This is a genomic window from Pseudomonas zanjanensis (assembly GCF_014268745.2).
GTDB classification, from domain to species: domain Bacteria; phylum Pseudomonadota; class Gammaproteobacteria; order Pseudomonadales; family Pseudomonadaceae; genus Aquipseudomonas; species Aquipseudomonas zanjanensis.
This window is the reverse complement of sequence record NZ_JABWRB020000004.1, coordinates 1-16939: the sequence shown is the minus strand read 5'-3', so window position 1 is coordinate 16939 and position 16939 is coordinate 1. Positions and strand designations below refer to the sequence as shown.

The window sequence follows — 16939 nt, the reverse complement described above, 5'->3', positions numbered from 1 at the left end:
AGAACGTTATGGCCCGTGGGGTTAACAAAGTCATATTGGTCGGTACTTGCGGCCAGGATCCCGAAGTTCGCTACCTGCCGAACGGCAACGCCGTGACCAACCTGAGTCTGGCGACCAGCGAACAGTGGACCGACAAGCAGACTGGCCAGAAGGTCGAGAAGACCGAATGGCACCGCGTGTCGATGTTCGGCAAGGTGGCCGAGATTGCCGGCGAATACCTGCGCAAGGGTTCGCAGGTGTACATCGAAGGCAAGTTGCAGACCCGCGAGTGGGAAAAAGACGGCATCAAGCGCTACACCACCGAAATCGTGGTCGACATGCAAGGCACCATGCAGTTGCTCGGTGGCCGTCCGCAGGGCGACCAGCAGCAAGGTGGCAACAACTACCAGCAGTCGGCTCCGGCCCCACGTCAGCAGGCACCTCGTCCGCAGTCGGCGCCACAGCCACAACGCGAACGCCCGGCCCCACAACAGGCCGCGCCGCAGCCGGCTCCGGATTTCGACAGCTTTGATGACGATATTCCGTTCTGATCTGCCTAGGATTCAGTGGTATTGGTCGATGAGGCTCCTCACTCGTTGATACCTCAAGTTCGAAAAAAGCCCTCTTCGCTGCAAAGCCTGGAGGGTTTTTTTTCGTTCTGTGCAAAGCCGCGAATCAATCAGTCATAAATAATTTTCTGATAGACAGGCATTTGCTTGGCGCTGTGCTTGATGCGCCGCACTGAGCTGCCGGTGATGAGTTGCCCACCGAGAAGAAGATTGCCACAAGGCGATCGCGGTTCGAAAAGCTGCTGCCTCAAGACCCTTATCGCTTCTGCGCCCAATTCATCGCGGGGCACGTGAAGCGTGGTGAGCGGTATATCGTTGATGTCCGCCAGGTTGAAACCGTCCATGCTCATCACTGAAACATCCTGGGGAACCCTCAAGCCAGCATTCTGGAGCGCTTTAACGGCCCCAGCTGCCATGAAGTCACCCCCGGCCAGGATGGCAGTCGGTCGGTCGTCAGGTGCGCAGTTTTCCATAAAGGCCGCTACCCGCGCTTCGGATTCAGCACTGCCGAAACCCTCGGCAACCAATAGGTGTTTGGCTTCGATAAAATCGAGATTTTGCTCCTTCCATGCCTCACGAATTCCACGTATCCGCAGATCCATCGTGTACCGCCTGAGACATTGGAGAGTCAGCACATTTCGGTGCCCCATCTGAAACAGATAATTGATCGAATAATGACCGATTAAAAAGTGGTCGGGCGATATCGAGGGCAGGCGCATGCTGCGATCGATGCAGTTGATCAGCACCGTCGGCTTGCTGAGATCGGCCGCCAGTTGGTGTATGTGGGGATCATCGATGCCAATCAGGATCGCCGCACCGGTGTCCTTCTGATTCATCTTCTCCAAAAACAACAATGCGTCGCTATCGACCTCTTCAAGCTCGCAGTAGCGGACTCGTACATCATGTTGCGCGACCGCCTGTGTAATGCCCTGGATAACTTTGTAGTAAAAAATATCCGAGCGTACGTTGAAGGCCCGCGAGGGCGCGAAGATGGTCAGCCCGTTGAGCAGGAAACGACCATTGGCGAGGCCCTCCATCACGCCCTGTTGACGAGCCGCCGCCAGCACTTTCTCTCTCGTGGCCGGGCGGGTATTTGATTTGCCAGCAAGCACCCGCGACACCGTCGCGATGGACAGGCCCGTCTGTGCCGCTATTTCAGCAATGCGTAGTTTCGCCACCGCGGCTTATCCATTGAGACAATTTATGTAAAAGCTTTCATAGCAGAAAAGGGCCATCAATCCTAGCGTGTTTGGGTTTCTGAGAAGCAGTGCAAGAGCAGAATGTAAATTTATACAGGCTTGCTTCTGTACGAGTCCTGGGCAGTTGCCATAGCGTCAAGCCTCAAATAAAAACAAAACGCCGGAAAATCCGGCGACAGGCGAAGAATTGATGACTATCGATATCGAACGCAATGCTCGACTTTCGGCCAAGCTAAAGTTCATCCCGCATCTGCGTTGGTGGATGCTCTCGCTGTTTTTACTCGGCGTCACCGTCAACTACATAACCCGCAATTCATTGGGCATCCTGGCGCCCGAACTAAAAACTACCTTCAGCATGTCGACTGAACAGTACTCATGGGTGGTCGCCTCGTTTCAACTTGCCTATACCGTTTTCCAACCCATCTGCGGGTGGCTGATCGATGCGATCGGGCTCAAGCTCGGCTTCGTGATATGCGCCATCGTATGGTCAGTGATGTGCCTTCTCCATGCAGGGGCAGCGAGTTGGGTCCATCTGGCGATTCTGCGTTTTTTCATGGGCGCTTCGGAGGCAGCGGCTACGCCTGCCAATGCCAAGGCGATAGGGGACTGGTTTCCAAAAAAGGAACGACCTATCGCCGCGGGTTGGGCGGGGGTTGGTTTTTCCCTGGGGGCGATGCTCGCCCCTCCCATCATCTATCTGGCTCATGTAAGCCTGGGCTGGCAGGGCGCATTTCTGATTTCCGGGGGGATCGGCCTGATATGGGCCGCCGTCTGGGGATGGCTCTACCACGCCCCCAATATCCACCCGCGCTTGTCGCCCAATGAGTTGGAGCACATCCAACAAGACGGCGAAAAAATCGGCCAGCAAATGCCATTTTTCAAAGCGTTGAAAAAGATTGGTCGGGACAAGCGGTTTTACGGTATCGCGCTTCCCGCCTTCATGGCGGAACCGGCATGGGCGGTCATGAGTTTTTGGGTGCCGCTGTATCTGGCCAACGAAAGAGGAATGGACCTCAAGCAAATCGTACTGTTTGCCTGGGTTCCGTTTCTGGCGGCGGATCTGGGCAGTATCGCCAGCGGTTATCTCTCACGCGCTTACCATCGGTTTTTCAAGTGCACCCGGGTGAACTCGATCGTCGCCAGTTCAATCACCGGCGCGTTCCTGATGTTTTCGTTAGCCGTGATGACTCAGGTAAAAGACCCCTATGTTGCGATTGCGCTTATTTCCGTCGGCGGTTTTGGCCACCAGATTATTTCCTGCATGTTAAGCGCACTGGTTGTCGAAACGTTTGATCGGGATGAGTTGGCGACGGTGAACGGAATGCGAGGTTCATGCGCCTGGATTGCCAGCTTTATTTTCTCGCTGATCATCGGTGTCAGCGTGGACAAAATAGGATTCAACCCATTGTTCATTGCGATGGGGCTCTTTGACTTTATAGGTGCATTTTTCATGATTTTGTTTATCGCCGACAGAGTGTCCAAACCTAAAGCGGTGCGTGCCCAATGAAGTCACTTAAAGTCTGGACGTTGCAGGCCCAGGAAAAAGGCTACATCGAGCTCCTGGTCGAGGGCCGACATCTCTTCAGAATCTATATCCTCGAAGACGGTTTGGCGCGTGTCCTGCTCATACGCGCAGGCGCCTTGGCATTGGATCGGACCTGGAGCATTGCGCCCCGGGAGGACGTCGCCTGGGAGGGCCGGCCCCGCGAGTCGGTAGCGGATTTCTCTTTGCCCGCGTATCGGGTCGAAGCGTTCCAGGACCGGTTGGTACTGACGACTAAAAAACTGCGTATCACGGTAAATCGTCCGCTGTGGTTGCAGTGGGAATACCACGATGGCCAGTGCTGGAGGCCATTGGTCTCGGATCGGCCCACCGGTGCCTATGCGCTTGACGCTCATGGTGAAGGCCTGGAGCATTACCAACTGCGCGCGCCTGAACATCGCTACTACGGGCTCGGCGAAAAAACCGGCGATTTGAATCGCGCCGGCAAACGTTTTGAAATGCGTAACCTGGATGCAATGGGGTATGACGCTGCGAGCACCGACCCGCTGTACAAGCATATTCCCTTTGTCATCACGCACCAGGAACACGCCAGCTTCGGGATGTTTTATGACAACCTGAACACTAGCCTGTTTGACCTGGGTAACGAGCTGGATAACTATCACCGACCCTATCGTCGATACAAAGCGGATGCCGGTGACCTCGACTACTGGGTCCTTGCAGGCCCGCGCATACTGGATGTGACAAAGGCGTTCGTTCGCCTGACCGGCCGCACCTTGTTCCTGCCTAAATGGAGCCTGGGCTACAGCGGCTCGACCATGCATTACACCGATGCTGAAAACGCCCAGGAACAGTTGCTGGAGTTTCTTGACCTGTGCCGTCAGCACGATATTCCCTGTGACTCTTTCCAACTGTCATCCGGGTACACCTCCATTGGCGAAAAACGCTATGTGTTCAACTGGAACCATGAAAAAGTCCCGGACCCCAAGGCGCTTGCCCAGGCCTACCGCGATGCCGGTGTCAGGCTGATTGCCAACATCAAGCCTTGTCTGCTGCAGGACCATCCGCGCTACGCCGAGGTGGCCAGGCAAAAGATGTTCATCCGCGACTCTGAACACGACACGCCGGAGCGGTCGGTGTTCTGGGACGATGAGGGCTCGCATCTGGACTTCACCAACCCGGACGCTGTCGGTTGGTGGCAGTCAAATGTCACCTCACAGCTTTTGGAACTGGGCATCGAATGCACCTGGAATGACAACAATGAATTCGAGGTGTGGGACGGTGAGGCACGTTGCCAGGGCTTCGGGCGCGAGATAGCGATCAAACATATCCGGCCCGTCATGGCATTGCTGATGATGAGAGCGTCTCTAGAGGCACAACAGCGGTTTTCGCCATCGGAACGGCCCTACCTCATCTCACGCTCAGGGTGCGCCGGCATGCAGCGTTATGTTCAGACGTGGAGCGGTGATAACCGAACCAACTGGCAAACACTGCGCTACAACACCCGCATGGGCCTGGGCATGAGCCTGTCGGGGTTGTACAACGTGGGGCACGATGTCGGTGGGTTTTCCGGCAATAAACCGGATCCCGAGCTGTTTGTCCGTTGGGTCCAGAATGGTGTGATGCATCCGCGCTTCACCATTCACTCCTGGAACGATGATGGCACGGTCAATGAGCCCTGGATGCATCCAGCGGTCACCGATGCGGTCCGTGACGCGATCAGGCTCAGATATCGGTTGATGCCTTATTTCTACACCTTGCTGTGGCAAGCCAGTCACGCCGATGAGCCCATTTTGCGGCCTACGTTTCTTGACCACGAGCATGACCCTCAAACGTTCAAGGAAAACGACGAATTCATGCTTGGGCGAGACATCCTCGTCGCCAGCGTTGTGGCGGAAGGCGCACGCGAGCGCGAGGTTTGGCTACCCCTGAATGCGACAGGATGGTGCGACTGGCATACCGGTGACTGGTACGAAGGCGGCCAACACGTTGTTCTGGATGCGCCTTTGGAACGGTTGCCCTTGTTGGTGCGAGGGGGCGCTGCGATACCGAGCGGTGAATGCCACAAGCTTAACGATCCCTCGCTTGATCGGCGTCGCGAGCTGGTGGTTTTCCCTGCACCTTCAGGCGCCTCCAGCGGTGTGTTGTTTGAAGACGACGGCATCAGTCATGACTGGAAAAATGGAAACTGCCTCGTTATCAAATGGACCCTTGAATATGGCCCGGACTTCATTGATTTGACGATCGCCAAGACGGGGGATTTTCGTCCGGCGTGGGAGCAGCTTGAGGTGTCCTTGAAGGGCGCGGATGCGAGAGCCTTGAGAATCAATGGCCGTAGCGGCTGCGATTTGAAATTGGCCGATATTCCGGAGCATCGACCACTTCATTGATTCGCTGGTAAGTCTTGCCCTCCCCAGTCCAGGAGGGCAAATCCAGGAACTCACAAGTCCAGATCCAATAGCTCCTGCATCCTCTCGCCAATCGACTGCGTCAGCCACGTGGCATGGAACGCCATTTCCGCCACCGTGATGTCCGTCCGAAACCGAAGCGAAATCGGTTTGCCATCGGCTCCGGTGTAGCCGACATCAAAGTGATTCACGTTGGCAAAAGTGGTCAAGGTGTAGGGCTTGATGTAATGGATATCGCTGTAGGGGACGCTTTCTTCGGTGCTTTGCCGGGCAGGGCGGCGCTGGGTGAAGGTGAGGCGTTGCTGGCGTTCGTCGAAGCAGAACCCAAGGACTTCGGGTCCGGATGCCAGCCATTTGATCACGCAGACGGCCGCGAACGCACTGATGAACATGAGCGCGATAACCAGCGGTTCCATAATGACCTGCTTGTGAATCGGCGACAGGCCTTCGACCTTGAACAGCATCAGGGTAAACACTGCCAGCCAATAGACGGGCAGGGCCAGCAACATCCCCGCAGCGTAAATCATGGTCCCCAGGAATCCCGGCCTGGACACGTCGCTTGAGCAATCCCACGTGGGCGGGTGCCGTGGCGCTGAGGTAGCGATCGGGAAGGGCGATTCGACCAGGCGCGGCGGGCGTCTGCGTTTCATGCGGCTGGCTCTTGGGAAAATACCCGGCCATTCTCGTCGTAACGACTCGCACACGCCTAGTCATTTTCGCTTGCTGTTTATGGCTGCGCCTACGCCTGGCTGTCGCTCAGGAATTGCTCGGTACTCACCACACTCGCATAAGCAAACCCCAGCGCCGACATGAACGCCGCGTGCACGTGGGCGGCCGGGACCACAACGCCGTTGAATTCCAGATCAAGGGTCGCGCAGGCATCGTGGATCACCGTGACGCCGTAACCCAGGTCCGCCGCCGCCCGCACGACGCCATCGACGCACATGTGGCTCATGCTGCCGACCACCACCAGTTGCTCGACGCCGTGTTGTTCAAGGAGGGCTTGCAGTTCGGTTTCGCGAAACGAATTGACGAAGTGCTTGAGGACCACCGGTTCGTCGGCATGGTTGAGCACCTTGGGGTGCAACTGTGCGCCTTCGGAGCCTGGGGTGAAGAAGGGCGCGTCGTCGGAAGTGAATTCGTGGCGGATGTGCACCACGCTGTTTCCGGCCTGGCGAAACGCCTCGATCAGCCGCGCGGCGTTATCGGCGGCGGCGTCGGCACCGACCAGTGGCCATTTTCCCTGGGGGAAGTAGTCGTTCTGGATATCGACTACGATGAGCGCTTGCTTGGACATGAGGGCTTCCTCGATCAGGTTGGGTAGGGCGCCAGTATTGGCGTTTACCACCGGGTCGAGGATTGGCCACAACGACAATAAGCGAGGGAAAACTGACAATGACGCAGCAAAGGGCAACTGCCGAGCTGGGGGTGCTCATCTACCCCGGCGCGCAAATGGCGGCGGTGCATGGCTTGACCGATCTGTTCGCCGTGGCCCAGCGGATCGCGGCCGAGCAGGCCAGTGCACCATTGCCACGGCTGCGGGTCAGTCACTGGCAGACCGACAATGGCGAGGCGCCGCGGCGGGTCTTCGACAGCGAAACCGGTCCGGTGGGCCCGTTGGTTGCGCTGCTGATCCCGCCATCCATCGCCGGTTTCGATGAAGGCCTGGCGACGCCGGCGCTGATGGATTGGCTGCGTGCACAACATGCGGGCGGCACCGTGCTCGGCGGTGTGTGTGTCGGCTCGATCCTGTTGGCCGAGAGCGGCTTGCTCGACGGGCGCAGCGCCACCACTCATTGGACTTCGGCCAAGAATTTCGCTGCCCGTTACCCGAAGATCAAGCTCAACGCCGACAAACCCATCGTCGACGACGGCGATCTGATCACCACCGCCGGGCTGATGGCCTGGTCGGAACTGGGGCTGCGCCTGGTGGACCGCCTGCTCGGGCCCAGCATCGCTACGCGCACGGCGCAGTTCCTGGTGATCGAACACAGCGACAGCGCGAGCCAGTGCGGCAGTAACTTCGCGCCCATCCTCGGCCATGGCGACGGGGCGATTCTCAAGGTCCAGCATTGGTTGCAAGGCAACGGCGCGGTGGAGGTTTCCCTCGGGGCGATGGCCGAACGGGCCGGACTGGAAGAGCGCACCTTCCTGCGCCGCTTCCGTGCCGCCACCGGGCTCAAGCCCACCGAATACTGCCAGCACCTGCGGGTCGGCAAGGCCCGGGAAATGCTGGAGTTCACCAACGGCACCATCGACCACATCGCTTGGACCGTCGGCTACCAGGACCCCAGCGCCTTTCGTGCGACGTTCAGGAAAATCACTGGATTGGCGCCGAGCGATTACCGGGCGAGATTCGGAGTGAGCCCGTCGAGTTCTTCAAAACAGCCGTGACCCTTTGTGGCGAGGGAGCTTGCTCCCGCTGGGCTGCGCAGCAGCCCCACCATCCTGACTGACACACCGCGGTGGAGGTTCTTTTTCTGGGGGCGCTTCGCACCCCAGCGGGAGCAAGCTCCCTCGCCACAGGTTGGAGGCTGTGACTGCAGGCTGGCATCGTGCAATTTGCCGGAAGCCTGCCGTCTGTCGTGCAGAATGAAACAGGCCAGGTGCTATCAATTGCGCACAATGCGCCCGCTTGGCTGACACTCATCGCTCATGTCACCGTTGGCCTGATCTCTGCACCTTCCCTTTTCTCAAGCCATCGAGCGCAGGAAAAAGGGCACCGCATGACATCAGTCAATCGCAACAAACGGGTCGTGGCCTATTCGGTCAATCCACAAGCGCCGCGTCATGAAGTCGAGACCAACCGTGCACTGGCCCAGTGGCTGGCACAGATCCTGGGATGGGAATGCGGCGACCGTCATGATTCCCAGGCCGGTCATGATCTATATCTGTTGCCCACACAAACCCTGATCGGCCCTGAAGCCTTGATGCGCCTGGGGATCAAGGGGCCGGAGGATGTGTGGGGAGGGTACGTCGAGCACGATTTTATCTGCACCAAGGCGATTACCCACGGTCTGTTGAATAAGGACGCCGTGGCGCCCAAAGGCTGGTCGCCCCTGTTTGCCAAGCTCACCCGCGGCGCGGTGCTTGATGGTGTGACCGTCTTTTCCCTCAAGGATGCGCGTCCGGCCGCCGAACATTTGCTCTACACCGGGCCGATCCGCCTCAAGCCGATCCACGCCTGTGCCGGGCGTGGCCAACGGCTGATCAAGAGCCTGGCGCAGTTCGATGAAATCGTCGCCGATCCTGACGCCCAGGCGCTGTTTCGCGAAGGGGTGGTGCTGGAACAGCACCTCAACGAGGTCAAGACCCAGAGCGTCGGCCAGAGCTTCATCAACGGCAAGGTCATGAGCTATTGCGGCGTGCAGCACCTGACCCACGACAGCCAAGGGCTGGAGGTTTATGGCGGGTCGGACCTGCTGGTGGTGCAGGGCGGCTATATAGAGTTGCTCAGGCTCGAACTGCCCGACGATGTGCGCGAGGCGGTGCGCCTGGCACAAGTGTTCGATGACGCCGCCAACCAGGCCTATCCGAGCTTTTTTGCGTCGCGGCGCAACTACGACATCGCCCAAGGCCTGGATGCCGCCGGCCAGCCCCGTGGCGGCGTGCTGGAACAATCCTGGCGCATGGGCGGCGCCAGCAGCGCCGAGCTGGCGGCCTTGCAGGTGTTCGTCGAAACGCCTGAAACCAGCGCGGTGCGGGTGTCCTCGGTGGAGACCTACCGCGACCAACCGCTGCCGACCGGTGCCAGGGAGGTGTATCGCGGCGCGGCGGAAAACGGTGATTTCCTACTCAAATACGTAACGGTTCAATCCTATGACGGCTAGAAGCGAAACGATCCAGATTGCAATTGATGACGAGCATATGAACGGGACCTTCCTCAGCCCCAAGTCGAAGGTCCCTGGCGTGTTGTTTGTACACGGTTGGGGCGGCAGCCAGGAACGGGACCTGGAACGGGCCAAAGGCATCGCCGGCCTCGGCTGCGTGTGCCTGACCTTCGACTTGCGCGGACACACCGGCGGGGCGGGGATTCCCTTGTCCCGGGTCACCCGCGAGGACAACCTGCGGGATCTGTTGGCGGCATACGACCGCTTGCTCGCCCATCCGGGCTTGGACACGTCGGCGATTGCCGTGGTGGGCACCAGTTATGGCGGTTACCTGGCCTCGATCCTGACGTCGCTGCGCCCTGTGCGCTGGCTCGCCCTGCGGGTGCCGGCGCTGTACCGCGACGAGCAGTGGCACACCCCCAAGCGCGACCTGGACAAGACCGACCTGCTGGATTACCGCAGCACCCTGGTGCACGCCAGCACCAATCGCGCCTTGCAGGCGTGTTCGCAGTTCACCGGTGATGTGTTGCTGGTGGAATCCGAGACCGATACCTACGTGCCCCATGCCACGATCATGAGTTATCGGGCGGCGTGCCAGCAGACCCATTCATTGACGCACCGGATCATCGACGGCGCCGACCATGCCTTGAGCGACCCCGTGTCACAACAGGCTTACACCTCGATCCTGGTGGACTGGATCACGGAAATGGTGGTGGGAGAGCGGTTGAGCATTATTCAGGCGCGGTGATCGGGGGGGTGTATCGTCTGTGTGGGCCTCTTCGCGAGCAAGCCCGCTCCCACACTGGATCTACGAGAAACAAAAAATTTGTACCCAGCACAAATCCCTGTGGGAGCGGGCTTGCTCGCGAAGGGGCCCGCACAAGCAACTCATCATTCAGGCGACCCATCACTTGAGCCCAGGCTTGACCCGCAACGCCTTGGCCTTCGCTTCGATCACCAAATACATCACCACCGTAATCAGCAACGGCAGGATGAAGTAGATCGCCCGGTAGGCAATCAACCCCGCCAGCAGGCTGCCCCGCGACACCTCGTGTTGCAGCAGGGCGACGAACACCGCCTCCAACACCCCGAGCCCCGCCGGAATATGAGTGATGACCCCGGCAATGCTGCTGATCAGTAACACCCCGAGTACCACCGGGTAATCCAGTTTGCTGGGCAGCAACGTGAAGATCACCGCCGCCATCAGCGACCAGTTCAGCGCGCCCAAGGCCAGTTGCAGCACCGCCATGCGTGGCGACGGCAGGTTGATTTCCATGCCGCGCACGGTCCAGGCCCGACGCTTGGAAAACCGACAGGCCGCCAGGTACCCGGCACTTGCCAGCAATAACAGCACGCCCACGCCTTGCAGTGCCGTGCTGCTGAGTTTCCAGCCCGGCGGCATCGTCACCAGGCCGCTGCTGAACACCACCCCGGCCAGGGTCATGTAGCCGAACCAATTGGTGGCCAGGCTCAGGCCGAGAATCTTGGCGATGTTCCCGGTGCTGACCCCCAGCCGCGAATACAGCCGATAGCGCATGGCGATGCCGCCGACCCAGGCGCTGAGGTTGAGGTTGAAGGCGTAGCTGATCACCCCCACCGGCAGGATCTGCCGCCAACCGAGTTTCTGGCGGATGTACGTGCGACCGATCAGGTCGAAGCAGGCATAGGTGATGAAACTGGTGATGGTCAGCGCGGCGGCGATGATCAAGGTGCGCACCTTGAAATCGGCCAGGGTGGCAAACACTTCGGACCAGTCGATGCGCCGGGCCAAGGCCGTGAACAGCACGATCAGCAGCAGGAAGAACGCCAGGGTCAGCGGGCGTTTCCAGCGACTCCAGCGGGATTTGGGCTTGGCCTGCTCCGGCGCATGGGCATCCCTCGGCGCGGTGTGCGCTTCAGAGTGGTTCATGGGGTTCGCTCCGGACCGCCGTTGGCGGTGAAAAAGGTTTCAGACGCGGTTTGTGAGCCGGCAACCAGCCGGCCCAGGCCGGGAAATGACGCAGAAAGTGGAACACCATGAAACCGATGGTCATGCGCCACAGCAGGCCCCGGGGTGCATGGTTTTCGGGCATGGCGGTGCAGTGTTCGCGGCTCAGGTGATCGAGGCGCTCGAACAGCTCGCGGTTGAACGCCCGGTCGCGGATCAGCACGTTGGCTTCCAGGTTCAGCGACAGACTCAACGGGTCGAGGTTGCTCGAGCCGACGGTGCTCCAATCCTCATCCACCAGGGCGACCTTGCCGTGCAGCGGCCGCTCGCAATATTCATAAATTGTCACGCCGGCCTTGAGCAGATAGTCATAAAGCATCCGCGCCGCGAGCTTGGCGATCATCATGTCCGGCTGCCCTTGCAGGATCAGCCGCACCTCCACCCCGCGCCGGGCGGCATTGCGGATCTCGCGCAGCAACCGGTAGCCGGGGAAGAAATAGGCATTGGCGATCACCACCCGCCGTTTGGCGCTGCGCAGCACTTGTTGGTAGACCTCTTCGATGTCGGTCTGGTGCTCGTGGTTGTCCCGGTAGACCAGGCGCACCTGGCCGTCATGGTCGCTGAACGCCAGCTCGTTGCGGCGGCTGCGGCGGCGTTGCCACCAATACTTGGCCCGCGCGGGCCGGCCGCTCTGCAACAGCGCGAAGTGATGGATATCCACCACCGCCGGGCCTTTGACCTCCACGGAATAATCCTGCTTGGCCTCGGGGCCGAAATCCCCCAGGTGGTCGGCGGAAAAATTGATCCCGCCGATGAACGCAATCACCCCGTCCACCACCACGATCTTGCGGTGCAGGCGACGGAACCAGTTGGTGCGGATCCCCAAGTGCCGGGGCGCCGGGTCGAACATCTGCAAGCGCACCCCGGCGTCGCTCAAGGATGCCAGGAACTCGGTGGTCAGCTCACCGCAGCCGAAGCCGTCGAGGTTGACGGTGATCCGCACGCCGCGTCGGGCCGCATCCACCAGCAGGTCCCGCAGTTCACAGCCGACCTTGTCCTCGAAGAGAATGAAGGTCTCAAGGAGGATTTCTTCCTGGGCACGGCGAATCGCCTCGAACACCCGAGGGAAATATTCCTCGCCATTTTCCAGCAGGATGACGCGGTTGTTGCCGTGCCAGCCGTATTCGATGTCGGCCAGCGCCGGGTTGCGTTCGGTCGGCGGCACCTCGATCTTTTCCACCGTCGCCTTGTTCATCGTCGCGCTCATAATTCGATCTCCACCGACAGCGGTGCGTGGTCGGAAAGGTGCGACCAGGGGCGTACATTCAATACCTTGGCGTGATGGGCCTTGAGGTTGCGCACATAGATGCGGTCCAGGCGCAGGATCGGCAGGCGTGCCGGGAAACTGCGGGCCGGTTTGCCCCACTGTTCGGCGAACACCTCCCGCAGGCCGCAGGGTTGGAGCAGGTCGTTGGCCTTGCCGCGCCAGTCGTTGAAGTCGCCGGCGACAATCACCGGCGCGTCGGACGGCAATTCGCTCAGGCGCTGGCAAAGCAGTTTCAATTGCTCGACGCGATGGCCTTCGCGCAACCCCAGGTGCACGCAAATGGCATGCACCTCCTGCCCTTCGCCGCCTGGCAGGCGCAGCACGCTGTGGAGCATGCCGCGGCTTTCGTGGCCGCTGATGGACACGTCGAGATTCTCGTGGCGAATGATCTGGAATTTCGACAGCAGCGCATTACCGTGGTCGCCCGCCGGGTATACCGCATTGCGTCCGTAAGCGAACTGCGGCCAGAGGGTGTCGGCGAGGAATTCGTATTGCGGCATGCTCGGCCAGTTGCTGTAGCGCTGGGGATGGTGCTCGTGGGTGCCGTGGACTTCCTGCAGGAACACCACGTCGGCGGAGACACTGCGCACCGCTTCGCGCAGCTCGGGCAGGATGAAGCGCCGGTTCAGGGCCGTGAAACCCTTGTGGGTATTGACCGTCAGCACGGTGAAACGGCTGACTCGGTCGAGATCGTGGGGCCGTTGTTGGGTCGGCTCATGGGTCGCTTCGCTGTGTTCTGGACGGTTCATGGCAGCACCCCTTCGGCCGGACGCTCGCCGGGCGCGGTGGCGAGGTCCTTGTCCAGATGGAAGCGCTCCAGCAGATGACGTGCGTCGTAGGGCGCGCGGACTTTGATGTCGTTGTCGAAATAGCAGAACACTTCCCGGCTCTTGCGTGCCCGGGGTTTCTTGTCCGGGTCGATCAGGTGCGCATCGCTCGGCTGCTTGCCGTGGCTCCAGGCCTCGATCCGGTCGCCCCAGCGCTTCAACGCCTCGTCGGTGTAGCCGCTGGCGTACAGCTCTTCGGCGCCGTGCAGGCGCAGGTAGACGAAATCGCTGGTGACGTCTTCGCGATAGGGCCATTTACCGGCGGTGTCGGCGACCACCAGGGCCACGTTGTAGCGCTTGAGCAACGTGACGAAGTGCGGGTCGATAAAGCTTTCGTGGCGGATCTCCACGGCGTGGCGCAGTGGGCGTTTCTTTTCCGTCTCGGTGCTGGCGTGGCCGTCCAGGCGCGGCTCGTGCTCTCGGGCCAGGGCGGCGGCGCCTTCGGTGTCGTGGGGCAGTTGCTTGAGAAAGTCCTCGAACAGCCCAGGGTCGAATTTGAAGCTGGGCGGGAACTGCCAGAGGATCGCCCCCAGCTTTTCCTTGAGCTCCAGCACACCGGAGGCGAAAAAGTTGGCCAACGGCTTGCGAATGTCCCGCAGGCGCTTGATGTGGGTGATGAAACGCGGGGCCTTGACGCTGAACACGAAGCCGGGTGGGGTCTCGGCATACCACTGGGCATACCGTTCGGGGCGTTGCAGGGCGTAGAACGATCCATTGATTTCGATACTGTTGACCGCTCGCGAGGCGAATTGCAATTCCCGTTTCTGGGTCAGCCCCTTGGGGTAGAAATCCCCCCGCCAAGGCGTGTAGCGCCAGCCGGAAATACCAATGTGGATCGCCGTCATGTATCCCTCCCCGTGCCAATGACCTCGTACCGCCTGTGTCTTTTGATGACCGCCGCGCGAGCTGGAAAGTTTCGATGGTCTTACCGACGGAAGAGGGGAGACGCGGATTCTGTGGCGAGGGAGCTTGCTCCCGTTGGGCTGCGCAGCAGCCCCCAAAAAAACAGGGCCGCTACGCGCCCCAGCGGGAGCAAGCTCCCTCGCCACAGGGGTTGTATTGATCTTCCGGGCGAACTTGCCGGCCCAATATTGATCAGTTCCTTACCCATCCCGTGTGAAGGAGCCTCGCGTTTTGTCTCGATTGAGCACTGTATTGCTGCTGTTGTTGCTGGCGATGACCGGCACCAGCGCCTACGGGACCGCCGCTGTCCCTGGCACCGCCAAGCCCGACGAACCGCCCGCCGAGCCCGCGCCGTTGGTGCAGGGCGGGTTGTTGGGGGCCATCAGTTCGAGCATCGACGACGTCCAGGACAAACTCGACCTCAACCAGAGCCTGGTGGATGCCTGGCGCCTTCGGGCGGACCGGGCGGCGGACGAGGTGGACCGGCTGGTGGACCAGACGTCCCGGTCGTCCTGGCGTGTGGCGGGGGATTTCCTCTTGCTCTCCGGCGTGTGGCTGGGGACGTTTGCGCTGTTATGGGCTGGCGCGCGATTGCTGGTGCGGCGTCTCGGTCGGCGCCGTTGGTTGCGTACCCGTCAGCGCGTGCACGACCTACTCGGTTACCTGCTGCCCTATACCTTGCCGGCGGTGGCGTGCCTGCCGCTGACCCTCTATATCAGCCACTTTCTGCAAGTCTCGGTCGGTCGTGCCCTGGCGCTGTGCTTCGCCTACGCCACCAGCAGCGGTATTTTCTCCACCTCGGTGTTGCTCTGCGTGATCGTCATGTTCAACGCCGGGCACAAGCGTCGCGCGGTGGCGATCATTCGGCGCTTCAGCCCGCGGCCGTTGTTTCTGATCGGCTTTCTCGCCGCCCTCAGCGATGCCCTGACCAGCCCGCAGATCGCCCGGCAACTGGGCGGTAACATCACCAGCAGCGTCGCGGTGTTCACCGGGCTGTCGGCGTCGATGATCTTTGGCTGGCTGGTGATTCACATGCGCCGGCCAGTGGCGCACTTGATTCGCAACCGCCCGCTGGCCCAGCGCTTGAAGCAGCCGGCCTTGCAGGAGTCGCTGCGGATTTTTTCCGGGCTCTGGTATTGGCCGATCCTGCTGATGGTGCTGGTGTCGGCGGTGAGCCTGATCGGCGTCGGCGAGGACAACCAGAAAGCCCTGCGTTGTGCCTTGTTCACCACCATCCTGCTGATCGCCACGGTGTTTCTCAGCACCGTGTTCCAACATGTCTTCAAGTCGCCCAAGGCCGAAGCCATCCAGCGCAACAGCGCCTACAAGGGCCGTTTGCTAAGTCTGCTGCACGCCTTGCTACGCATCGTCATGGCGGTGGCATTCATTGAAATCCTCGGACGAATCTGGGGGATATCCCTGTTCGAATTCGCCTCGCGCAATGCCATCGGTCGGGCCATCAGTGATTCCTTGAGCCGCATCGGCCTGATCGTCCTGATGACCTGGCTCACTTGGGTGGTGCTCGACACGGCGATCCAGGAAGCCTTGAAGCCGCCGCTGAACAAGCGCGGCGCGCGCCAGCCCAGCACCCGGGTCAAGACCATCCTGCCGCTGTTGCGCAACGCCGCGAAAATCATCCTGGTGGTGATTTGCGCTATCACCACCATGGCCAACCTGGGCATCAACGTCGCACCATTGCTGGCCGGTGCCGGGGTGGTGGGGCTGGCGATCGGTTTCGGGTCCCAGCAACTGGTGCAGGACGTGATCACCGGGTTGTTCATCATCATCGAGGACACGCTGTCCATCGGCGACTGGGTGGTGCTCAGCTCCGGCCACGCCGGCACCGTCGAAGGCCTGACCATCCGCACCCTGCGCCTGCGCGACGGCAAGGGGTTCGTGCATTCGGTGCCGTTCGGCCAGATCAAGGCCGTGACCAACCAGTCCCGGCAATTCGCCTTTGCGTTCTTCTCCGTGCAATTCACCTACGACACCGACGTGGACGAGGCCATCGAGTTGATTCGCGAAGCCGGGCGTTCGATTGCCGAGGACCCGTTCCTCAAGTTCAACCTGCAAGGGCCGCTGGATGTGTTCGGCGTGGACAAGATGGACCTCAACGGCGTGGTACTCACGGCGCAGTTCCGCACCGTGTCGGGTGGGCAGTATGCGGTGAGCCGGGCGTTCAACCAGCGGCTGAAAAAGCTTGTGGATAACCACCCGGCGGTGCATTTTGCGCAGACTTATCCACAGCAGGTGGTGATGCCGAAGCGGTTGATGGATAGGCGGCAGGAGGGAGATGGAGCACTTGATCAACCTCAATAGCTGCTGAATGTTGTAGTGGGGCTTATGGCCTCTTCGCGAGCAAGCCCGCTCCCACACTGGATCGAGAGTGAACACAGAGTCTGAGTACACAGGAGGTCCAATGTGGGAGCGGGCTTGCTCGCGAAGGGGACAGCCCAGGCACCCTCAACC

General features: G+C 60.5%; 14 protein-coding genes. 7 read left to right on the top strand and 7 right to left on the bottom strand.

All coding sequences use genetic code 11. From position 1 onward, the window contains the following. Window positions 1–8: 8 nt before the first annotated feature. Window positions 9–530, top strand: coding sequence for a single-stranded DNA-binding protein (locus tag HU715_RS22725; protein ID WP_003206078.1), 522 nt, complete (start codon window positions 9–11; stop codon window positions 528–530). A gap of 128 nt (window positions 531–658) precedes the next feature. On the opposite strand, the gene HU715_RS22720 is transcribed toward HU715_RS22725, so the two are convergent. After that, a complete protein-coding gene (locus tag HU715_RS22720) occupies window positions 659–1726 on the bottom strand; it encodes a substrate-binding domain-containing protein (RefSeq protein ID WP_186707726.1) in 1068 nt (355 codons plus the stop codon). 211 nt (window positions 1727–1937) lie between these two features. On the opposite strand from HU715_RS22720, the gene HU715_RS22715 reads away from it, so the two are divergent. Beyond that, window positions 1938–3254 (top strand): MFS transporter, encoded by a 1317-nt coding sequence (locus tag HU715_RS22715; protein ID WP_186707724.1) that lies wholly within the window; start codon window positions 1938–1940, stop codon window positions 3252–3254. Beyond that, on the top strand, window positions 3251–5638 hold the full coding sequence (locus HU715_RS22710) for a glycoside hydrolase family 31 protein (RefSeq protein ID WP_186707722.1): 2388 nt from the start codon (window positions 3251–3253) through the stop codon (window positions 5636–5638). The genes HU715_RS22715 and HU715_RS22710 overlap by 4 nt, the downstream gene beginning before the upstream one ends. Before the next feature lie 50 nt (window positions 5639–5688). Here HU715_RS22710 and HU715_RS22705 read toward each other — a convergent pair whose 3' ends face one another. Together HU715_RS22705 and HU715_RS22700 are read right to left on the bottom strand one after the other, a co-directional pair. Next, complete coding sequence (locus HU715_RS22705) at window positions 5689–6183, bottom strand: hypothetical protein (protein WP_186707719.1); 495 nt, start codon at window positions 6181–6183, stop codon at window positions 5689–5691. 212 nt (window positions 6184–6395) lie between these two features. Continuing rightward, the gene (locus HU715_RS22700) at window positions 6396–6953 is read right to left on the bottom strand and encodes a cysteine hydrolase family protein (RefSeq protein WP_186707717.1); all 558 of its coding nucleotides are present in this window, start codon (window positions 6951–6953) and stop codon (window positions 6396–6398) included. Window positions 6954–7051: 98 nt separating this feature from the next. Between HU715_RS22700 and HU715_RS22695 the strand changes: the two genes are divergently transcribed. The 3 genes from HU715_RS22695 (at window position 7052) to HU715_RS22685 (ending at window position 10234) form a co-directional block, all read left to right on the top strand. Beyond that, window positions 7052–8050, top strand: a complete 999-nt coding sequence (locus HU715_RS22695; protein ID WP_186707715.1) for a GlxA family transcriptional regulator — start codon at window positions 7052–7054, stop codon at window positions 8048–8050. 332 nt (window positions 8051–8382) lie between these two features. Then, window positions 8383–9486, top strand: a complete 1104-nt coding sequence (locus tag HU715_RS22690; RefSeq protein WP_186707713.1) for a DUF3182 family protein — start codon at window positions 8383–8385, stop codon at window positions 9484–9486. Continuing rightward, window positions 9476–10234, top strand: coding sequence for an alpha/beta hydrolase family protein (locus HU715_RS22685; protein WP_186707711.1), 759 nt, complete (start codon window positions 9476–9478; stop codon window positions 10232–10234). The genes HU715_RS22690 and HU715_RS22685 overlap by 11 nt, the downstream gene beginning before the upstream one ends. Window positions 10235–10393: 159 nt before the next feature. Here the strand turns inward: HU715_RS22685 and HU715_RS22680 are convergent, their stop codons facing one another. From HU715_RS22680 to HU715_RS22665, 4 genes are read right to left on the bottom strand one after another with little or no spacing between them, the layout of a single operon-like run. Continuing rightward, a complete protein-coding gene (locus HU715_RS22680) occupies window positions 10394–11395 on the bottom strand; it encodes a lysylphosphatidylglycerol synthase domain-containing protein (RefSeq protein ID WP_186707709.1) in 1002 nt (333 codons plus the stop codon). Further along, entirely contained in the window at window positions 11382–12680 is a 1299-nt protein-coding gene (gene clsB, locus HU715_RS22675; protein WP_186707707.1) for a cardiolipin synthase ClsB, read from the bottom strand. Before clsB ends, HU715_RS22680 begins: the two co-directional genes overlap by 14 nt. After that, window positions 12677–13489 carry an endonuclease/exonuclease/phosphatase family protein gene (locus tag HU715_RS22670; RefSeq protein ID WP_186707705.1) on the bottom strand — a complete coding sequence of 271 codons (813 nt, stop codon included), beginning with the start codon at window positions 13487–13489 and terminating at the stop codon, window positions 12677–12679. The genes clsB and HU715_RS22670 overlap by 4 nt, the downstream gene beginning before the upstream one ends. Further along, complete coding sequence (locus HU715_RS22665) at window positions 13486–14412, bottom strand: DUF72 domain-containing protein (protein WP_186707703.1); 927 nt, start codon at window positions 14410–14412, stop codon at window positions 13486–13488. The genes HU715_RS22670 and HU715_RS22665 overlap by 4 nt, the downstream gene beginning before the upstream one ends. 289 nt (window positions 14413–14701) lie before the next feature. Between HU715_RS22665 and HU715_RS22660 the strand changes: the two genes are divergently transcribed. Next, window positions 14702–16789, top strand: a complete 2088-nt coding sequence (locus tag HU715_RS22660) for a mechanosensitive ion channel family protein (RefSeq protein ID WP_186707701.1) — start codon at window positions 14702–14704, stop codon at window positions 16787–16789. Window positions 16790–16939: the final 150 nt, after the last annotated feature.

Coding starts and splice junctions, on each gene's coding strand:
- HU715_RS22725 (WP_003206078.1), top strand. CDS start 9: ATGGCCCGTGGGGTTAACAAAGTCATATTGGTCGGTACTTGCGGCCAG.
- HU715_RS22715 (WP_186707724.1), top strand. CDS start 1,938: ATGACTATCGATATCGAACGCAATGCTCGACTTTCGGCCAAGCTAAAG.
- HU715_RS22710 (WP_186707722.1), top strand. CDS start 3,251: ATGAAGTCACTTAAAGTCTGGACGTTGCAGGCCCAGGAAAAAGGCTAC.
- HU715_RS22705 (WP_186707719.1), bottom strand. CDS start 6,183: ATGATTTACGCTGCGGGGATGTTGCTGGCCCTGCCCGTCTATTGGCTG.
- HU715_RS22700 (WP_186707717.1), bottom strand. CDS start 6,953: ATGTCCAAGCAAGCGCTCATCGTAGTCGATATCCAGAACGACTACTTC.
- HU715_RS22695 (WP_186707715.1), top strand. CDS start 7,052: ATGACGCAGCAAAGGGCAACTGCCGAGCTGGGGGTGCTCATCTACCCC.
- HU715_RS22690 (WP_186707713.1), top strand. CDS start 8,383: ATGACATCAGTCAATCGCAACAAACGGGTCGTGGCCTATTCGGTCAAT.
- HU715_RS22685 (WP_186707711.1), top strand. CDS start 9,476: ATGACGGCTAGAAGCGAAACGATCCAGATTGCAATTGATGACGAGCAT.
- HU715_RS22680 (WP_186707709.1), bottom strand. CDS start 11,395: ATGAACCACTCTGAAGCGCACACCGCGCCGAGGGATGCCCATGCGCCG.
- clsB (WP_186707707.1), bottom strand. CDS start 12,680: ATGAGCGCGACGATGAACAAGGCGACGGTGGAAAAGATCGAGGTGCCG.
- HU715_RS22670 (WP_186707705.1), bottom strand. CDS start 13,489: ATGAACCGTCCAGAACACAGCGAAGCGACCCATGAGCCGACCCAACAA.
- HU715_RS22665 (WP_186707703.1), bottom strand. CDS start 14,412: ATGACGGCGATCCACATTGGTATTTCCGGCTGGCGCTACACGCCTTGG.